At 35.9% G+C, this 18,223-nt stretch carries 19 protein-coding genes and 1 riboswitch; of the genes, 16 read left to right on the top strand and 3 right to left on the bottom strand.

The window, feature by feature from the left end:
- The first annotated feature begins 10 nt into the window (after nt 1–10).
- Nucleotides 11–1,336 (top strand): diaminopimelate decarboxylase, encoded by a 1,326-nt coding sequence (gene lysA / locus AC3IS5_RS15170; RefSeq protein WP_489425166.1) that lies wholly within the window; start codon nt 11–13, stop codon nt 1,334–1,336.
- A gap of 184 nt (nt 1,337–1,520) precedes the next feature.
- Nucleotides 1,521–1,892: a GNAT family N-acetyltransferase gene (locus tag AC3IS5_RS15165; RefSeq protein WP_489425165.1), complete on the top strand. Its 372-nt coding sequence runs from the start codon at nt 1,521–1,523 to the stop codon at nt 1,890–1,892.
- On the opposite strand, the gene AC3IS5_RS15160 is transcribed toward AC3IS5_RS15165, so the two are convergent.
- On the bottom strand, nt 1,889–2,389 hold the full coding sequence (locus AC3IS5_RS15160; RefSeq protein ID WP_193741176.1) for a DUF309 domain-containing protein: 501 nt from the start codon (nt 2,387–2,389) through the stop codon (nt 1,889–1,891). The two genes, AC3IS5_RS15165 and AC3IS5_RS15160, sit on opposite strands and share 4 nt — an antisense overlap.
- 56 nt (nt 2,390–2,445) lie before the next feature.
- Here AC3IS5_RS15160 and AC3IS5_RS15155 point away from each other — a divergent pair, with 56 nt between their 5' ends.
- The 13 genes from AC3IS5_RS15155 (at nt 2,446) to AC3IS5_RS15095 (ending at nt 15,488) form a co-directional block, all read left to right on the top strand.
- Nucleotides 2,446–3,231 carry a segregation/condensation protein A gene (locus tag AC3IS5_RS15155; RefSeq protein ID WP_053417371.1) on the top strand — a complete coding sequence of 262 codons (786 nt, stop codon included), beginning with the start codon at nt 2,446–2,448 and terminating at the stop codon, nt 3,229–3,231.
- Nucleotides 3,197–3,796: an SMC-Scp complex subunit ScpB gene (gene scpB, locus AC3IS5_RS15150; RefSeq protein WP_489425164.1), complete on the top strand. Its 600-nt coding sequence runs from the start codon at nt 3,197–3,199 to the stop codon at nt 3,794–3,796. Before AC3IS5_RS15155 ends, scpB begins: the two co-directional genes overlap by 35 nt.
- 17 nt (nt 3,797–3,813) lie before the next feature.
- On the top strand, nt 3,814–4,815 hold the full coding sequence (locus tag AC3IS5_RS15145; protein ID WP_489425163.1) for a D-alanyl-D-alanine carboxypeptidase family protein: 1,002 nt from the start codon (nt 3,814–3,816) through the stop codon (nt 4,813–4,815).
- A 196-nt stretch (nt 4,816–5,011) separates the two neighbouring features.
- Nucleotides 5,012–5,743 carry a pseudouridine synthase gene (locus AC3IS5_RS15140; protein WP_038190931.1) on the top strand — a complete coding sequence of 244 codons (732 nt, stop codon included), beginning with the start codon at nt 5,012–5,014 and terminating at the stop codon, nt 5,741–5,743.
- 255 nt (nt 5,744–5,998) lie between these two features.
- Entirely contained in the window at nt 5,999–6,529 is a 531-nt protein-coding gene (gene resA / locus AC3IS5_RS15135; RefSeq protein WP_489425162.1) for a thiol-disulfide oxidoreductase ResA, read from the top strand.
- Nucleotides 6,530–6,545: 16 nt separating this feature from the next.
- Nucleotides 6,546–8,234, top strand: coding sequence for a cytochrome c biogenesis protein ResB (gene resB, locus AC3IS5_RS15130; protein ID WP_489425161.1), 1,689 nt, complete (start codon nt 6,546–6,548; stop codon nt 8,232–8,234).
- On the top strand, nt 8,234–9,424 hold the full coding sequence (gene ccsB, locus AC3IS5_RS15125; RefSeq protein WP_489425160.1) for a c-type cytochrome biogenesis protein CcsB: 1,191 nt from the start codon (nt 8,234–8,236) through the stop codon (nt 9,422–9,424). The genes resB and ccsB overlap by 1 nt, the downstream gene beginning before the upstream one ends.
- A 119-nt stretch (nt 9,425–9,543) precedes the next feature.
- Nucleotides 9,544–10,260 carry a response regulator transcription factor gene (locus tag AC3IS5_RS15120; RefSeq protein WP_489425159.1) on the top strand — a complete coding sequence of 239 codons (717 nt, stop codon included), beginning with the start codon at nt 9,544–9,546 and terminating at the stop codon, nt 10,258–10,260.
- On the top strand, nt 10,253–12,034 hold the full coding sequence (locus AC3IS5_RS15115) for an ATP-binding protein (RefSeq protein WP_489425158.1): 1,782 nt from the start codon (nt 10,253–10,255) through the stop codon (nt 12,032–12,034). The genes AC3IS5_RS15120 and AC3IS5_RS15115 overlap by 8 nt, the downstream gene beginning before the upstream one ends.
- Nucleotides 12,035–12,123: 89 nt before the next feature.
- A riboswitch (FMN riboswitch) is annotated at nt 12,124–12,261 on the top strand.
- 159 nt (nt 12,262–12,420) lie between these two features.
- On the top strand, nt 12,421–13,002 hold the full coding sequence (locus AC3IS5_RS15110) for an ECF transporter S component (RefSeq protein ID WP_489425157.1): 582 nt from the start codon (nt 12,421–12,423) through the stop codon (nt 13,000–13,002).
- A 210-nt stretch (nt 13,003–13,212) separates the two neighbouring features.
- On the top strand, nt 13,213–13,632 hold the full coding sequence (locus AC3IS5_RS15105; protein ID WP_489425156.1) for a hypothetical protein: 420 nt from the start codon (nt 13,213–13,215) through the stop codon (nt 13,630–13,632).
- 489 nt (nt 13,633–14,121) lie between these two features.
- A complete protein-coding gene (gene trhO / locus AC3IS5_RS15100; protein ID WP_489425155.1) occupies nt 14,122–15,084 on the top strand; it encodes an oxygen-dependent tRNA uridine(34) hydroxylase TrhO in 963 nt (320 codons plus the stop codon).
- Nucleotides 15,085–15,179: 95 nt separating this feature from the next.
- The gene (locus AC3IS5_RS15095; protein WP_489425154.1) at nt 15,180–15,488 is read left to right on the top strand and encodes a hypothetical protein; all 309 of its coding nucleotides are present in this window, start codon (nt 15,180–15,182) and stop codon (nt 15,486–15,488) included.
- 59 nt (nt 15,489–15,547) lie between these two features.
- Here AC3IS5_RS15095 and AC3IS5_RS15090 read toward each other — a convergent pair whose 3' ends face one another.
- Nucleotides 15,548–16,453 (bottom strand): LysR family transcriptional regulator, encoded by a 906-nt coding sequence (locus AC3IS5_RS15090; protein ID WP_489425153.1) that lies wholly within the window; start codon nt 16,451–16,453, stop codon nt 15,548–15,550.
- Between the two features lie 305 nt (nt 16,454–16,758).
- Here AC3IS5_RS15090 and AC3IS5_RS15085 point away from each other — a divergent pair, with 305 nt between their 5' ends.
- Complete coding sequence (locus AC3IS5_RS15085) at nt 16,759–17,511, top strand: alpha/beta hydrolase (RefSeq protein WP_489425152.1); 753 nt, start codon at nt 16,759–16,761, stop codon at nt 17,509–17,511.
- Nucleotides 17,512–17,548: 37 nt separating this feature from the next.
- Here AC3IS5_RS15085 and AC3IS5_RS15080 read toward each other — a convergent pair whose 3' ends face one another.
- Nucleotides 17,549–18,145 carry a metallophosphoesterase family protein gene (locus AC3IS5_RS15080; protein WP_489425151.1) on the bottom strand — a complete coding sequence of 199 codons (597 nt, stop codon included), beginning with the start codon at nt 18,143–18,145 and terminating at the stop codon, nt 17,549–17,551.
- Between the last annotated feature and the right edge of the window lie 78 nt (nt 18,146–18,223).

Here is an 18,223-nt window from a genome sequence, read left to right as displayed (position 1 = left end):
AGAGATTTGAATGCATTTATATGGGACTCAAAACGTAACTGAAAATGGTCATTTAGCAATTGGAGAAGTAGATGCTATAGATTTAACAAAAACATATGGTACACCTTTATTCGTTTACGATACAGCACTTTTCCGTGAGCGAGCGCAAGGGTTTATTAATACTTTTAAAAATGCAGGTGTGCAATCACAAGTTGCTTATGCTAGTAAGGCGTTTTCAAGCGTTGCGATCTATCAATTAGCGGCTGAAGAAGGACTATCAGTCGATGTTGTTTCTGGTGGTGAGCTATATACCGCTTTAAAAGCAGGTTTCCCAAGCGAACGCATCCATTTCCATGGTAATAATAAAAGCTACGATGAATTAAACCTTGCTTTCGATTCGAAAATTGGATGTATTGTAATTGATAATTTTGATGAAATTGATGCCTTGAAACAACTATCTGAAGCACGTCAACAAAAAATGCACGTCCTAATACGTGTGACGCCAGGAGTAGAGGCGCATACACATGACTTTATAACAACAGGTCAAGCAGATTCTAAATTTGGTTTTGACTTAAATAATGGACAAGCGGACCGTGCATTTACGCTATTGCAAAATCACACATATTTAGATTTACAAGGAATGCATTGTCATATTGGCTCACAAATCTTTGATACAGCGGCTTTCAGCTTAGCAGCAAAAAAAATAAGCGATAAAATGGGCGAATGGTATAAAGAATCCGGCTTCATTAGCCAAGTATTAAATTTAGGTGGAGGATTCGGAATTCGTTATACAGAAGAGGACACACCACTTCAACCAGCAGTTTATGTAGATGATATGATTAAAGCAGTACAACAAGAGATGGCTGCTTTTTCAATGCCGATGCCTGAAATTTGGATTGAACCAGGTCGTTCGTTAGTTGGAGACGCTGGTACTACACTTTATTCAGTCGGTTCTCAAAAGGAAGTTCCTAATACGAGAAATTATCTTGCGGTTGATGGTGGGATGTCTGATAATATACGTCCAGCTCTATACAACGCAAAATACGAGGCTGTCATTGCCAATAAAATGAATGACAAATTAGTAAACACATATACGATTGCTGGTAAGTTATGCGAGTCTGGTGATAAACTAATTGAGGATATTATGTTGCCGAAGGCAGAATCAGGGGACATTTTGGCTGTGTTCTGTACAGGGGCGTACGGTTATTCAATGGCGAGTAACTATAATCGTATACCAAGGCCGGCTGTCGTTTTTGCGGAAAAAGGTGCGCACCAATTAGTTGTGAAGCGCGAAAGTTATGAAGATCTTGTAAAGCTTGACCTTCCTCTAACGATTGGGAAGGAGGTAAATCGTTAATTGAAGAAAAGTAATATTTTATTACTTCTGTTATTCCTAATATTAACAACTGCATGGGGCGTTATTTATTGGCTTTATATTGCTCCATCAAGTATAGGTAAATAATGTGAATCTATTTGCGTAATTTTTGCTTTTCGTGTAGGATGTTGAAAGATACTTAAAGGCAAAAAGAGGGATCATATAAATGTTATGTCGTTATAAGAAAGCATTCGAAAAAATTGCGATGGGGCTCTTGTCATTTATGCCAGATCAAAAAGATCTGAAATTACTACAAGAAACGATTCGACAATACGATACAGATCCAAACTGGCAACTGTTTTTATGGAAACAAGAGGACGACTTTATTGGTTTAGTTGGCGTAGAGATTGCTGATGACGAATGGATTGTTAGACATATATCGGTTGACCCTTCACGTAGAGGTGAGGGACTCGGTAAAGAGATGGTTAAACAGCTTTCTAAAATGGATATGGATTGTGTGATTGCGGCTTGTGATCAAACTGCACCGTTCATACAGAAATGTAAAGCGTTGCTAGAAGAAGCAGACAAAGAAATTTAATGTCTGCTTCTTCTTTTTTCGTCTCTTGCTAGGAGAATATCCGAGCGGTCACGTAGCATATGCTTATGTTGTAGGTAATGAGCATCTGTTTCTTTCAATAAAGCAATTGATGTGAGAACTTGCTTCTCTAAGGTCTCTGAGGTAATTGGTAGAATAAATTTTTGGAAAGGCTCTTTTTTTTCTACTGCATGTTGAACTTGTTGCATAGAGTGTAAAATTGCAATACCGTCCACTTCTTCCATAAATGAAGAATTGACGGACTGCTCTAAAGTAATATATGCTTTTTTTAAGATTGTTTTGGCGCCACTAAAATTTTCTCGGCGCCAATGGTATAGGCCAGTCGCTAGTTGAATCCATCCCGTTAAGGGGTGAGTTTTATCTCTAGGAGCTATTTCTTTCCAATACTCCTCTAACACTTCGTGACATTCAAAGTAATCTTGATTGCCATTGAAATATGTTAGAAACTGGACAAATAATGGGTGGTACATCGGATGCATTTCGAACACCATTCCTCTATACTGTATTTTGAACATAAACTGTCAGGTGGTTGACTATGTCATATGAAGTAAAACTAGAGGCCTTTGAAGGACCTCTCGATCTATTATTACATTTAATTCATCGCTTGGAAATCGATATATATGATATTCCAATGGCGGAGCTTACGGCTCAGTATATGGAGCATATTCGTGCAATGCAAGTACTTGAATTGAATGAAGCAAGTGAATATTTAGTTATGGCAGCATCTTTACTAGCGATTAAGAGTAAAATGCTCTTACCAATCCATGAAGGGGAGTTAGATGAAACGGAATTCGACATGGATGAGCCCGATCCACGTGAAGAGCTCGTTGCCCGATTAATTGAATATAGAAAATTTAAAGATGCTGCAGTGAATTTAAAAGACTTAGAATCGTCTCGTGCGCAATATTTTACAAGGCCACCAGCGGATCTTTCAGCATTCGCACCAGCCGAACAACTAGCATTATTTGAAACGTCTGTAAATGTGTTTGATATGGTCGGTGCTTTTCAGAAAATGCTTAGACGAAAACATCTAAAGGCGCCATTAACAACTAAAATTACTAGGCACGATGTTTCCATAAAAGATCAAATGAAAACTATGATGGGTGTGCTAAAATTAGCAGGTGGACGCTCAAGCTTTTTCGATCTATTCCCTTATGAGGATAGATCAACTTTGGTTATTACTTTTTTATCATTACTAGAATTGATGAAACGCCAAATAATAGCAGTAGAGCAGAATAATAACTTTGAAGATTTAACTGTAATATTACGGAAGGAAGATTTGAACGATGAACAACTTGAATCAATTGATGAGCAAAATTGAAAGCTTACTTTTCGTAATTGGTGAAGATGGTTTAACTGTTAGACAACTGAGTTTCTTAACAGAAGAGCAAGAAGAGAAGGTAGCACAAGCTATAGAACAATTAGCTCATCATTACAACACAGAAGAAGGGCGTGGCATTACATTGAAAGAATTAGCTGGTACTTACCAGCTTACTTCAAAACCTGCCCTTGCAGATACGATTCAGCGACTTGTTGAAAACCCGCCTAGTCAATCATTATCACAAGCCTCACTAGAAGTCCTTGCCATTGTTGCATACAAACAACCCATTACTAGAGTAGAAATTGAAGATTTACGTGGTGTGAAAAGTGAACGACCGCTACATACTTTAAGCTCAAAAGGTTTAGTACAGGAAGTAGGTCGAGCTGAAGGAACAGGCCGAGCAATTTTATACGGCACAACAAAGGAGTTCTTAAACTACTTTGGCTTGAAGGACTTAAACGAATTACCAGATTTACCTATGGGTGAAACTGATTCAACTGATGAAAACCCGGATTTATTCATGTCTAAGTTCCAAGAAGCTTTCCAAGATTCAGATTCAGAATAGAAGAAAGGTGTGGGCGATTGCTTCGCCGATATATAATCGGATTATTGATGGTGGTTTTACTACTAATTACTACGACGCCGAGTTCCGCTGCATCAAGTTCATATGCAGTCATTGATGCAGAGACAGGGAGATTACTAGCGGGGTCTAACGAAAATGTACCCTTACCAATTGCTAGTTTGACGAAAATGTGGACTGCGCTTGTTGCGATAGAGAATTTGGATTTAAAAACACCAGTTACCATATCTCAAAGAGCAGCAACGAGTGAAGGGTCTTCTATTTATTTAACTGCAGGAGAAGAAACAACGTTAGAAACCTTACTTTATGGACTATTGTTACGTTCAGGTAATGATGCAGCTGCAGCAATAGCAGAAGCTGCAGGTGGATCTCTAGAAGGTTTTTCTAAAATGATGAATGATACCGCACTCTTTTATGGTTTGGAAAATACGCATTTTGAAAATCCATCAGGTCTCCACGATGAAAAGCACTTAGCTTCCGCATATGACACAGCTCAAATGTTACGGATTGCCCTGCAAAATAAAAAATTCGAGAAGATAGCCTCTACAAAATATTTTAAAGGTACTACAGAGAACGGGACATTATGGGAAAATAAGCATAAGCTCGTTCGTAATAACAAATTTGCGATAGCTGGTAAAACGGGCTATACGAAAGTAGCAGGACGAACACTTGCTACTTATTTTGAAAAGGATGGCAAAAAGGTAATTGTAGTAACGATCAATGAGGGTAATGATTGGGTTGTCCAGAGTAATTTTGCTGATTACGTGTTTAAACATTATAAGAATGAAGTAATAGCAAAAGCCGGTACGTATTCTGTACAATCAGATATTGATATAAAATTAACAGAGCCACAGCACTTGCTTCTGACGAAAAAAGAAGTAAAAAAAGTGAAACATATCTTACAGTTACCTAGGTCCAAAACCAAAGACTCGATAGGTAGATGGTCATTTTATATAGATGACCAACCAGTTAAGGATGCTATTGTTGATGTAAAGTGGAAATAAATAGTTGAGTAGAGAAAAGGCTGCTTATATTAGCGGCCTTTTTCGATTTTAGATAAAAAAGTGATATAAAAAGCAGATAAACTGTTTACAAACATATTAGTTAAGGACTTAATTAAGGTTCTAATACTTTTCTTATAGTAGAAAGTGTGCCATAATTTTGGACAGGCTAATAGTATTTAACTTATGAGGTGAACGAATGGAAAGACTACAAAAAGTAATAGCGTATGCAGGGATTGCATCACGTAGAAAAGCAGAAGAAATGATTAAGCAAGGCTTAGTTAAAGTCAATGGACAGGTAGTTAGAGAGCTTGGCACAAAAGTCTCTCCTTCTGATTCAGTAGAGGTAGAAGGAGTTAAATTAGAAAAAGAACGTAAAGTATATCATCTTCTATATAAACCAAGAGGTATTATTTCAGCTGTAACAGACGATAAAGGTCGTAAAACAGTAACAGATTTATTCCCCGAAGTTGAACAACGCATTTTCCCTGTTGGTCGTTTAGATTATGAAACTTCAGGCTTGCTACTTTTAACAAATGACGGTGAATTTTCTTACCAACTTACACATCCAAAATTCAAAATTGATAAAACATATGTAGCACGTGTAAAAGGAATTCCTACAAGAGAGGCTTTAAGACAATTAGAACGTGGCGTTATGCTTGAGGATGGAAAGACTGCACCAGCTCGTGTGAGACTAATGTCTTCAGATAGCAAATCAGGCAAGGCGATTGTGGCAATCACAATTCATGAAGGCCGTAATCGTCAAGTGCGACGTATGTTTGAAGCAGTAGGTTACCCAGTACAAAAATTAAAACGTGAACAATTTGCTTTTTTAACATTGCATGGATTGAATGCAGGTGAGTCAAGAGAATTGACACATCATGAAGTAAAACAATTAAGAGTGTTAGCTGAGACAGGAAAAATAGGTTAAACCTTAAGTATGTCAATAATCGTTAATATTCCAAAATAGGTACAAGACGTTTAGTTAGTATTTTCTAAACGTCTTAACCAATTTTACATAGCATAAAACAGCACGAGGCAACCTACGAAAAAGTGATATAAAAAACACTATGATTGGAATGGAAACGTTCACAAACACTTCAAATATACAAAATTCCGTCATTCAAAACTTTGCTATAATTAGGTAGATTGTTTCGGATGTTTTTTTAGGAGGCCTACTTCGAGTATGGATAAAAAGAAAAAAAGATTTTATGTAAGAACACTGATTTTAGTAATTCTTGTAGCAGCAATTGGATATACGATTTATACAACAGCTACTAAGGATGAGATTCCGTTATTGAAAGTTGGAGCAAAGGCACCGGATTTTTCTCTAGTTGATTTAGATGGTCAAACTCATCGCTTAGCTGACTATAAAGGAAAAGGCGTCATGTTGAATTTCTGGGGTACTTGGTGCAAACCTTGTAAAAAAGAAATGCCTGCAATCAACGACCAATATAAGGTGTTTAGAGAACAGGGGATTGAAGTGATATCAATCAACCAAGCTCAAACCGTTTTTGAAGTGGAAAATTTCATTTCTGATTTCAATTTAGAGTTCCCGGTTGTAATTGATAAAACAAAAAGTGTTACAAGAGCTTATAATGTAAATAAATTACCTGCATCTGTCTTTATTGATCCGAAAGGAAAAGTTGTTCGAGTTTATGAAGGTGAAATGACGAGAGAAATGTTAGCTGAATTCTTTTCAGATATCCAGCCATAGTAAGGAGTTCTAAAGGATGAAAAAAATTATTTGTGAATGCGGTCACGAGAACCCAGAAGGCACAACTCTATGTGAAAAATGTGGTAATCCTCTAACTGTAGAGGAAAAGAGTAGAAAGTTAGCTGATATGCGTTATGAGGGAACCGCAATTCGTTCAAAAACGTATAACAAAACGATTATTGATAAAATTTGGAACTTCTTTTCAAGTGTAAAAGTTGGCGTTGCAATTATTATTATTACGTTAGTTGCCGCAGGTATTGGTACATTTCTACCTCAAGTTATTTATGTATCTCTTACTGAATATCAAGACGCAGCAGCAGCATATAAAGCCGCTTACGGTACATTTGGATCAATTTACTATAAATTAGGATTAGCGGATATTTATAGTTCGTGGTGGTTCCAAACATTAATTGGCATGCTTGGTATTTCAATTATTGTTGCCAGTCTAGACCGAGGTATTCCATTATATAAATCTCTAAAAAATCAACGAGTAAAACGTCACGAAAACTTCTTGAAGCGCCAACGCATTTTTGCTTCAGGTGAAATGTCAGCAGAAGAAGTTGATAAAGCATTTGATCTAACAGAAGCGAAAATGAAAGAAATGAAATACAATGTTCGTCGTGAAGAGGGCGCATTATTAGCTGAAAAAGGTCGTTTTGCGAGATGGGGTCCATATATCAACCATGTGGGGTTAATCATTTTCCTATTTGGTGTTATGCTTCGCTTAATGCCAGGTTTTTATATTGATAAAACACTTTGGATCCGTGAAGGCGAAACAATGGCTATTCCCGGAATGGAAGGCTTTTATTTAGAAAGTGAAAAATTTACTTTTGAAACGTATTCAAAAGATGAACAAAAAGAAGAATTTAATGAATCTAAAAAAGCGGTTAACGCTGTTGCGAAAAACTATCAAACAGATGTTAAGTTATATAAAGCACCAGATGACGCAGTTCCTGGTGATACATCTAATTTAACTCTAGTGAAAGAGATGCCGATTATTGTAAATAAGCCATTGAAATATGATGGTTATGCACTTTATCAAATGGATTTCCGCTTGAATGAGTTAAAGACGATGCACTTTGATTTAATTGATAAAAAATCAGAGAAATCCCTGGGAGCAGTAGCAATCGATTTAACTAATCCTAAAAAAGAATACAAAGTTGGGAAAGATAGTAAAGTTGTCTTGAAAAAATACTTCCCAGACTTTGCAGGCTTTGAAGACGGAGAACCACAAACAGCTTCACCATTACCAAATAATCCAGCATTTATTTTTGAAATGTATACACCTGAAACACCAAAAGGCGAAACAAGCTTTGTAGCTATTAAACAAACACTTGAACCATTAGGTGATACTAAGTATAAAATGAAATTTAGTGCTGTTGATACACGTAACGTATCAGGTTTAACAGTCCGTAAAGATAAAACACTTATGATACTAATGTTAGGTGGCATAATCTTTATGTTAGGTGTAACAATCGGTTCTTATTGGAGCCATCGTCGCTTATGGCTATTAAAAACAAAAGATGGTCGTTTATTAATGGCATCGCATACAAACAAGAACTGGTTTAGTATGAAAAAAGATTTAGATGCAGTTACGGAGTACGCTCATCTTCCGGTTTATGTAGATCAACATGATGAAGATCAAAAAGCAGAGGATGCTGAGAAGAAATTGAAAGACAAAGAAAAGGAAGGTGACAACATCTAATGAGTTTAATTGACTTAAGCGGAAATCTACTATTTGTAGCGTTTGTCTCATACCTAATAGCTACTTTGCTTTTTGGTGGTGCAGTCAAGGGTGGTTCAAAAGATGAATCAGCTGATGCAGGGAAAAAATGGGGTTCATTAGCAATTATCATTACGCTTGTTGGATTCATAGCAAATCTAGGTTATTTCATTACTAGATGGGTGTATGCTGGACATGCACCTGTTAGTAATATGTTTGAATTTACGACAGCATTCGGCATGTTTGTTGTAGGCGCATTTATATTAATTTACTTTATTTATAAAGTGCCGGCACTTGGACTCTTTGCCTTACCAATCGCAATTATTATTATTGCTTACGCTAGTATGTTCCCTCGTGAAGTGAACCCATTAATTCCAGCGTTAAAAAGTTACTGGTTATACATTCACGTAATTACAGCAGCAATTGGAGAATCTATTCTAGCAATAAGTGCTGTTGCAGGTTTAATTTACTTACTAAAAAATATCGACTTAACAAAAAGATCTAAACAAAGTTTCTGGATAGAAGTGGTTATGTACGCCTTAGTACTAGTACTAGGATTCGTAGCAGTTACAACGACATTTAATGTAACAGGTTATGAAGCGGAATTTAGCTACATAGATAAAGATGGTAATACTAAAGAAATTACGTATAACACACCGGCGTTGTTCGGAATGCATCAATCTGAAATGTTAACCGCTGATAAAATGCAACCAATTGCAAACGTACCAGCAATCGTCAATGCAAAAAAATTGACAACAGTTGTTTGGTCAATCTTAATTGGTACAGTTTTATACGGTTTAATTCGTTTAATCATTCGTAAACCAATTGCGGTTATCATGCAACCGTTCGCAAAACGTGCAAACTCACAATTGATGGATGAAATTGGTTATCGTTCTGTATTAATCGGATTCCCAGTGTTTACGCTTGGTGCATTAATCTTCGCGATGATTTGGGCGCAAGAAGCATGGTCTCGTTTCTGGGGCTGGGATCCTAAAGAGGTTTGGGCACTTATCACATGGTTATTCTACGCGGCATTCTTACACTTACGCCTTTCAAAAGGGTGGCAAGGTGAGAAGTCAGCTTGGTTAGCAGTAATTGGTTTCGTTATCATTATGTTCAACCTAGTTGCTGTTAATTTAATCATAGCAGGTCTTCATTCATACGCTGGTTAATAATCAGCTAAGGATTGTAGCAAAGCTAAAGCCTTTTCCTTTATAGGGAAAGGCTTTTCTTTTCATTTCGATAGGCTGATTGTACAATAGACATATAGATGGTTTTGGGAGGAATAGTTGTGAATGAACAAATTTCAATTTTAGTAGTAGACGATGAGGATAGAATCCGCCGTTTATTAAGAATGTATTTAGAACGTGAAGGATATGTAGTAGAAGAAGCTGAAGACGGAGAAGAAGCAGTGGAAAAGGCATTAGCAAATGACTTTCATTGTATTCTCCTTGATATAATGATGCCTGAAAAAGATGGCTTACAAGTATGCGAAGAAATTCGTGATAAAAAAACAACGCCAATTATTCTATTAACGGCAAAAGGTGAAGAGGCAAACCGTGTATCAGGTTTCGAACTAGGCGCAGATGATTATATTGTAAAACCATTTAGCCCACGTGAAGTGGTTTTACGCGTAAAAGCTATATTACGTCGTTCAGCAGCATTCTCACCAATTACAACAACTTCTGCATCAAAAGATTTAGTTGTCTTCCCGCATTTAACAATTGATCATGACGCACACCGAGTTTCTGCTGATGGTGTAGAAGTCAATTTAACACCGAAAGAATACGAATTATTGTACTTTTTAGCAAAATCACCAGATAAAGTATTCGATAGAGAGCAATTGTTAAAAGAAGTATGGCATTATGATTTCTTTGGGGATTTACGTACAGTTGATACACATGTGAAACGTTTACGTGAAAAACTAAACCGAGTTTCTGAAAATGCGGCGAAAATGATTGTTACAGTATGGGGTGTTGGCTATAAATTTGAGGTAGTCAATGAATAGAATGTGGAACAGCGTTGTCGGGAAGCTATGGGTAACCATATTGCTTCTCGTTTCTTTTGTATTGTTTGTTTTCACTGTACTAATGCTTGAATTTTTATCAAACTACCATACTAAACAAACAGAATCATCATTACGTCAAGAAGCTTCTACAATAGCACGTATTATCAATGACCGTGAAACAACGGATTCTACAAAAGCTATTATTTCAGATGTTCTAAGTGATGAAACAAATGCATTAATCGCCGAGAAACCAGGTAAAGTTACTTTTTCATTACAAGAGGGACTTAATCAAGAGGGAATTAAACAACAAATTCTTAATGAAAAAGCATTTGATAAAGTATTTACATCGAATGCACCTGTTGTAAAGGAAATGATGCTACCTTCAACAACGAAAAAAGAGCATATGGAGTCTTACATCGTTTTAGCTTTCCCGATAAATGTTGAAAGCGAACTACACGGAGCCATATTTATTTATCAAAGCCCGGATGCTATACATAGGACGACAGAAGAAACGACTAAAATTGTCTTTCTAGCGGCGGCAATTGCTTTGATGTTAACAACGTTCTTTGCGTTTTTCTTATCAACCCGAATTACGTCTCCTCTTCGTAAAATGAGAGAAGCAGCATTTGAATTAGCAAAAGGTAATTTTGAAACAAAAGTACCTGTTTTACAAAATGATGAAATTGGTCAATTAGCGACGGCTTTCAATCAAATGGGCAAACAACTTAAACACCACTTAGAAGTAATTAACCAAGAGAAAGAACAGCTATCAAGTATATTAACATCGATGACAGACGCTGTAATTACGTTTAATCGAGATCGTACCATATTGGTCAGCAATCCACCTGCGGAACTTTTACTACAAAAATGGTTTATCAATAATAGTGCCAATAGTGATAAACCTATTCCAGCTGAGATTTACCATATGCTTGACCACGTTTTAGATTTGGAAGAAGAGCTGGAAGTTGAGCTCGAAATTGAAAGGTCCTATTATGCGATTTCAATTAGCCCGTTATATAGCGGAAATTCTGTACGCGGTGCTGTAGCTGTGTTAAGAGATAAAACGGAAGAGCATCGTTTAGATAAATTACGTTCAGATTTTATAGCGAATGTCTCACATGAATTACGAACTCCAATAGCCATGCTTCAAGGCTATAGTGAAGCTATTATGGATGAGGTCGTATCAAGTGAAGAAGAACGTAAAGAAATGATTAAAATCATCTATGATGAGTCGCAACGAATGGGTCGTTTAGTCACAGACTTGCTTGACTTAGCTCGTATGGAATCAGGGCATATGCGCTTATATAAAGATTCTGTTCCAATATCACTTGTTATTGAAAGAATTACACAAAAATTTGTTCAAGTAGCAAGAGAGAAACGAGTAAATCTGACATTTAATACAACTATTGAAGATACACATCACTTAGAAATGGATGAAGACCGTATAGAACAAGTATTAACAAACTTAATTGACAATGCCATACGCCATACACCAGTCGAAGGAAGCGTAGAAGTTATTGTAGATCGTCAGCTATCCTTTGCACGCATTCAAGTAAAAGATAATGGTGCAGGGATACCAGCAGACGATCTGCATTATGTATTTGAGCGTTTCTATAAAGCTGATAAAGCAAGAACACGTGGTAAGGGTGGTACTGGTCTAGGTCTGGCCATTGCCAAAAATATTGTTGAAGCACATAAGGGTAGAATTACAGTGGAAAGTGAAGTTGATAAAGGAACTACATTCACATTCTATTTACCAATTGATAAAATGTAAATTAATATCAAAAAACGAATTGTAAGTTAGAAGACTTTACAATTCGTTTTTTTTTGCATATAGTTATAGTGTATTACAATTAAATTATGGTTCATCTTCGGGGCAGGGTGAAATTCCCGATCGGCGGTATTAGAGAACTAAGCAATACTCTTAAGCCCGCGAGCCGCAAGGCAGGATTTGGTTAAATTCCAAAGCCGACAGTATAGTCTGGATGGGAGAAGGTGAAGGTACGGTCGTCTTTCAATTTGAGTATCAATAAGACGCTTATTTGACTATGCCTAAATTCTCCCTTAAGTACACTATGTGCTTAAGGGTATTTTTTTGCATAGCAACGACTATACCTTTCCTCTTTTTGAAGTGGATCTACAAAAGGAGAGAAAAGTATTATGAAGAACATGAAATTGCAGAAGAGGATTGCAATTGCAATGTTAAGTAGTATTTCTTTTGTATTAATGCTATTTAACTTCCCACTACCACCGTTTCCGGCATTTTTGGAAGTGGACTTTAGTGATGTGCCAGCCTTAATCGCAGCAATCACAATGGGGCCTCTAGCAGGTATTCTAGTAGAGTTATTTAAGAATGTGTTAGATTGGATTTTCTCAGGGAGTCCAACAGGTATGCCAGTTGGTCATATTGCAAACTTTACAACAGGCGTATTATTTATCATGCCAGTATATTTTGTCTATAAACGTCTTTCAAGTACGAAAGGCTTAACTACTGGATTTGTCGTTGGCACCTTAACAATGGCAGTAGGTATGAGTGTACTGAACTATCTGCTATTCTTACCTATGTATACGTACTTTTTAAATGTTCCAGCTACAACTGGAACAGCATTAACCAAAATGATTGTACTTGGTGTATTACCTTTTAATATTATAAAAGGAATCATCGTTATGATAATATTCATGATATTGTTTAATAGCATGAAAAAATGGATTGAAAAACAAAGGATGCATTATTTAAATTAAAGCTTCAGCCGATGTTTGTAATAAAACATCGGCTTTTATAATTGTATAAAAAGATGAATGATTGTATAATACTGTTAATAAAAGAATATTCAGTACATTAAGTAGTAAAATGGTGAATAAACGAGAATGCATAACTTAAGGTTTTACGATGTTATATATTATCTTCGATATATCGTTACCAACTTCCAAGAAAAGAAAGGATGTATGTGAATGGCTGAAAGAAAACTATTAAGCGCTTTTTTTACATCGATTATTTCCTTCTTTATAATACCTTTTTTATTTATGCAAGCAGATGAACATTTTCTACACAGTGCATTTGCATTAACCGTATATGTTGTTCCGATTATATTTACGTACGGTTTATTGGCTTCATATATAGCAGATAGAATAGCGGAACGTAAAATGAATGTGAGAGGTTACTCGCTGTTATTGCATATGGCTTTCGGAACAGGTATAGTCATTCCGATTACATTTGCTTATTACTCACAAGGTGGAGTTTGGTATCTTCAAATAATAACAGCTGCTACTGCTGGCTTTATTTTAGGGAGCGTTTTCTTTTTCGTAGATTTAATGTTACGTAAAGTCGCTATTCGTTTGACGCAATATTCTTATGAAGAGCAGAATATTTGAATGTAATATCAATTAGCAATGGGGTCCTGTACCTCATTGCTTTTTTATGATAATAATAAATTGTAAAAAAGAAAGCCGATGTAATTATATAGATAATGCTGTAATGGTAGAAATTTTAGCAGATAAAAGGCTTATAAAAGTAAAGACGAATGATCAAATCATGCTATGAATACAGTGCATAAAGATAAGGAATAGTATGGTGAATACCATGTAAACTAATAATGAAAGAACGTAAAAAATTTAAATTCTAAAGGACAAAGAAAATAAATTATATGATGAAAAACTGTAGCAGAACTTTTGTTTAATGATTTGAAATTAATTATTATCTAATCCAATGTGATTTCTTCAATTGTTCCCACAGCATAAAATGAAATAATGATGTATAATGATAAAAGTGCTTTTTTTTGAAAAGTACTATAAAACAACAAATGCAAGAATAATGCTATACATTAAAACCCTATAACTATATCTTGCAAATATACACGATAGGTGGAAACAACATTGAATTACCGCGTTTTACTTTATTATTTTTACACAACGATTAAAGACCCAGAAGCATTTGCTGCAGAGCATTTAGCATACTGTAAATCAATTGAGTTAAAAGGTCGTATTTTAGTCGCTTCAGAAGGTATTAACGGAACAGTCTCAGGAAATGTGGAACAAACAGATGCTTATATGGCTCATATGAAAGCTGATCCTCGCTTTGACGGTATCGTTTTCAAAATTGATGAATCAGAACAACATGCTTTCAAGAAAATGCATGTACGTCCAAGACCTGAGCTTGTAAATTTAAGCCTAGAAGACGATGTTAACCCACATGAAATTACAGGTAATTATTTAGAGCCTGCAGAATTCTTAGAGAAGATGCAAGAAGAGAATACAGTAATCGTTGATGCACGTAATACGTACGAATTTGATGTAGGCCACTTCAAAGGTGCGATTCGCCCAGATATCGAAACGTTCCGCGATTTACCAGACTGGATTCGCGACAATAAAGAACTACTAGAAGGTAAGCAAATTTTAACTTACTGTACTGGTGGTATCCGTTGTGAGAAATTCTCAGGTTGGTTAAAACGTGAAGGTTTTGAAGATGTGAGTCAATTACACGGTGGTATCGTTACTTACGGAAAAGACCCTGTAGCTAAAGGTCAGCTTTGGGACGGTCAATGTTACGTTTTCGACGAGCGTTTAACTGTTCCCGTGAATCAAGTTGAGCATGTAATCGTAGGTCGTGATCATTTTGATGGCGAACCTTGTGAACGTTATATTAATTGTTCAAACCCTGAATGTAACAAGCAAATTATCGCTTCAAAAGAAAATGAAGATAAGCATTTAGGTGGCTGTACTCATGAATGCCGTGTACATCCTCGTAACCGCTATATCCCTCGTAATGGTTTAACTGAGGTAGAAGTAAAAGAACGTTTAGCAAAAATCGGCGAAGTATTCGCTTAAACAAATTTATAGAAGGCTGCCAAATGTGGGGATCTCCCATACAATGGCAGCCTTTTATCCGTTTAATATGCCAAGGAAGCAGAAAGGAATTTAAGATGTCGACTTTAAAAGGAACAATTATTATTCAAAAAATGAAAGGACCGAATATCCTTTACATAGATAAAACTGCGCTTGCAAAATACTTTATTGATTTTGATGGGGAAGACGTTCAAATGAACCTACATCTGCAAAAGTCTCAATCACAAGAATATAGAGGTACAGCTGAAATCTTCTATTTTGAAGGGAAAGATGGTTATGGTGGCAATAAATTTGCCAATGATTTTTATATAGAGGATCAAGATATCTTGGAATTATTAGAAGAACATGAAGGAGAAATAGTAGAACTAATAGTTGAGTTAATATAATAATAGAGATTATTGAAGTTGAATCTATTTTTATACCAAAGTAAAAGCAGCAAAAGAGCCTATTTATGCTCTTTTACTGCTTTTTTTCGTACCTCAAAGAAATCGAGTATGAATTTTTGAAATTGCTTTGCTGCAGGAGATAAATAGCGCCCCTCTGCCCAGGCCATGCCAATAATACGTTCACATTTCACATCACTGATATGAATTTTAGCGATTTTCCTAGGATTAATTTCCTCACCGTCCGGTAACAATGAAAAGCCAAGTCCATTTGCAACAAACCCTGCAACAGTCCCTACCTCATCACCTACAAAGGTGATTTTAGGTGTAATCCCGACCTTCTCGAAAATTTCATCAACCGTAATGCGTAAAGCGTACCCTTTTTTTAACAAAATAAATGATTCATCAGCTAGTTCTTTAAGTGTAATACTCTTTTTCATAGCTAGTGGATGATAAATCGGCACAATCAGATACAACTCATCTCGCCATAATTCAGTCCATTGAATAGGTTTTTCGACTTCCATCGCTGCTAGTAAGGACAGATCAAGCTCACCTGATTTTAATTGCTTCAATTGTGTATGTGTATGATTTTGAATAAGTTGAAAATGGATATCAGGGAATTCTTTGCGGAATAGACGTATTAAATCAGGTACTACATTTGTACCTAGTGTATGTAAGAAGCCTAGTGAAACTTCACCTTGATTAGGGTCGACGAGCTCTTGAATTTCATGTAAGCCATCCTGATATTCCTGCATAATATTATTTACACGTTTTAAAAACATAGCACCGTAACGATTTAAAATAATAGAACGTCCTTGTCTTTCAAATAATGGTACTCCTAACTCATCTTCAAGACGTGCGATTGAGCGACTAAGTGCAGGTTGTGATATAGATAAAAGCTCAGCTGCACGGGTCATATGTTGGATATTAGCTAGTTTTTGGAAGTATTCGAGTTGTTGCCATTCCATAAATAGACCACCTTTTTTATAATAAATCAATTGATACCTTTTATGCATGATAATGATAAGAATTATAAATTATACATTATTAATCGTCAATGTTAATATGAGGTAGACATAAAATAGACACAACAAAAATATTGACATTTTTAAGGGGATATTTTGTTGAAGAAATCAGTCTTTACATAGAAATGCAAACATTTCTAATGTCTTAAAGAATTTTTAAAAGAAAATTAAATTAAGTATGTTTTACATAAACGGAATGGCGAAAGCCAGAAATTAATTACTTGTCGATTACAAAGGAGATAGTCAAAATGAAACTAGTCGCACCTAAATCTTTTACACTTGAAGGAGGAAGTAAAGCAGTATTATTACTTCATGGCTTTACAGGAAGTACAAAGGATGTAAAGAGATTAGGAAAACATTTGCAAGATCGAGGATATACAGTTCATGCACCAATGTATAAAGGACATGGTGGATCACCTGAAGAATTGCTTGAGACAGGTCCTGAAGACTGGTGGAATGATGTTGTTGCAGGCTATAACCATTTAAAAGACCAGGGATACGAAGAAATTGCAGTAGTTGGAATTTCGCTTGGTGCAGTATTCTCATTACGCGTAGGTGAAGAGTTCCCTGTAAAAGGCGTAGTATCAATGTGCGCACCAATCAAACGTGAAAATACTGATGGGCTTTTTGATCGTCTATATGACTATGCTAAAATATATAAATCATTTGAAGGAAAAACAAGAGAACAAATCATTGCTGAACTTGAAAGTTTAAAAGCAACTCCAAAAGGCTCATTAAATGATATTCAAAAAATCACAGAAGAAACTTGTGAAGACTTACATGAAATCACAGCACCGACATTAGTTATGCAAGGTGCTTTAGATGCACCGATTTACCAGGAAAGTGCACCATTTATCTATGAACAAGTTGATGCAGAAGAAAAAGATATCATCTGGTATAAAGAATCTGGGCACATCATTACAACAGGTAAAGAACGCGATAAAGTGTGTGAAGATGTAACGGATTTCCTTGATCAAATTGATTGGTCAATCGCTAACTAATAATTTCTGGCATAAGAGAAGCACCCAAGTTAATATACTAACTTGAGTGCTTTTTCATTTGTTGTGCCTTCATAAATGTAACAGTTCGTGCTGTTGAATCATATAAACACCATTCTCTGGACTCTATTACAGCACCAACATTAACACCATATTTTTTTTCTTTCAATTGAATAGGTTTACCATAAGTAAACGATTTTCTTTTCCCTTTTTTATAAAATGCGGAATCATGGCTATGACCAAAAAAGAAGACGGATTGTTTAGCTTCTGTAAACAGGGGCTTCCAATCTAACGACCACTTAAATTGATGTCCATGTATAATGTGTGCACCATCGATATTAAGTGTCTCTGGAAGCTCTTGGAAAGTGTGAAGTCCCGTTACTTGCATAATACGTTCTTCCTGATTTCCTCGTACAGAAGGAAACTGTAACAAATTGCTAAAGTGCTCTGAATGCTCAGCAGCGTCTTCAAATGCTAGACCCCTAATGTTTTTTGCTCTTTTTTTTCCTATTTTACATTCAAATAAATCACCTAAACCAATGATTGTGGCATCTTCAGCCGTTTCATTTATATGTTTTAAAACTGCGTTAGTATCTTCAAAACACGAGTGCAAATCTCCAATCAATGCATACTTCATTTAGGTAATCATCCTTTCAAAATATATTAGAAATAATAGCATACATCAAATTCTCGGTAAAATAACCATTAATAGTTA

The organism is Viridibacillus sp. KH_047, from assembly GCF_057838945.1.
The sequence above is the reverse complement of the archived record's forward strand: the minus strand, read 5'-3'. Positions and strand labels throughout refer to the sequence as shown.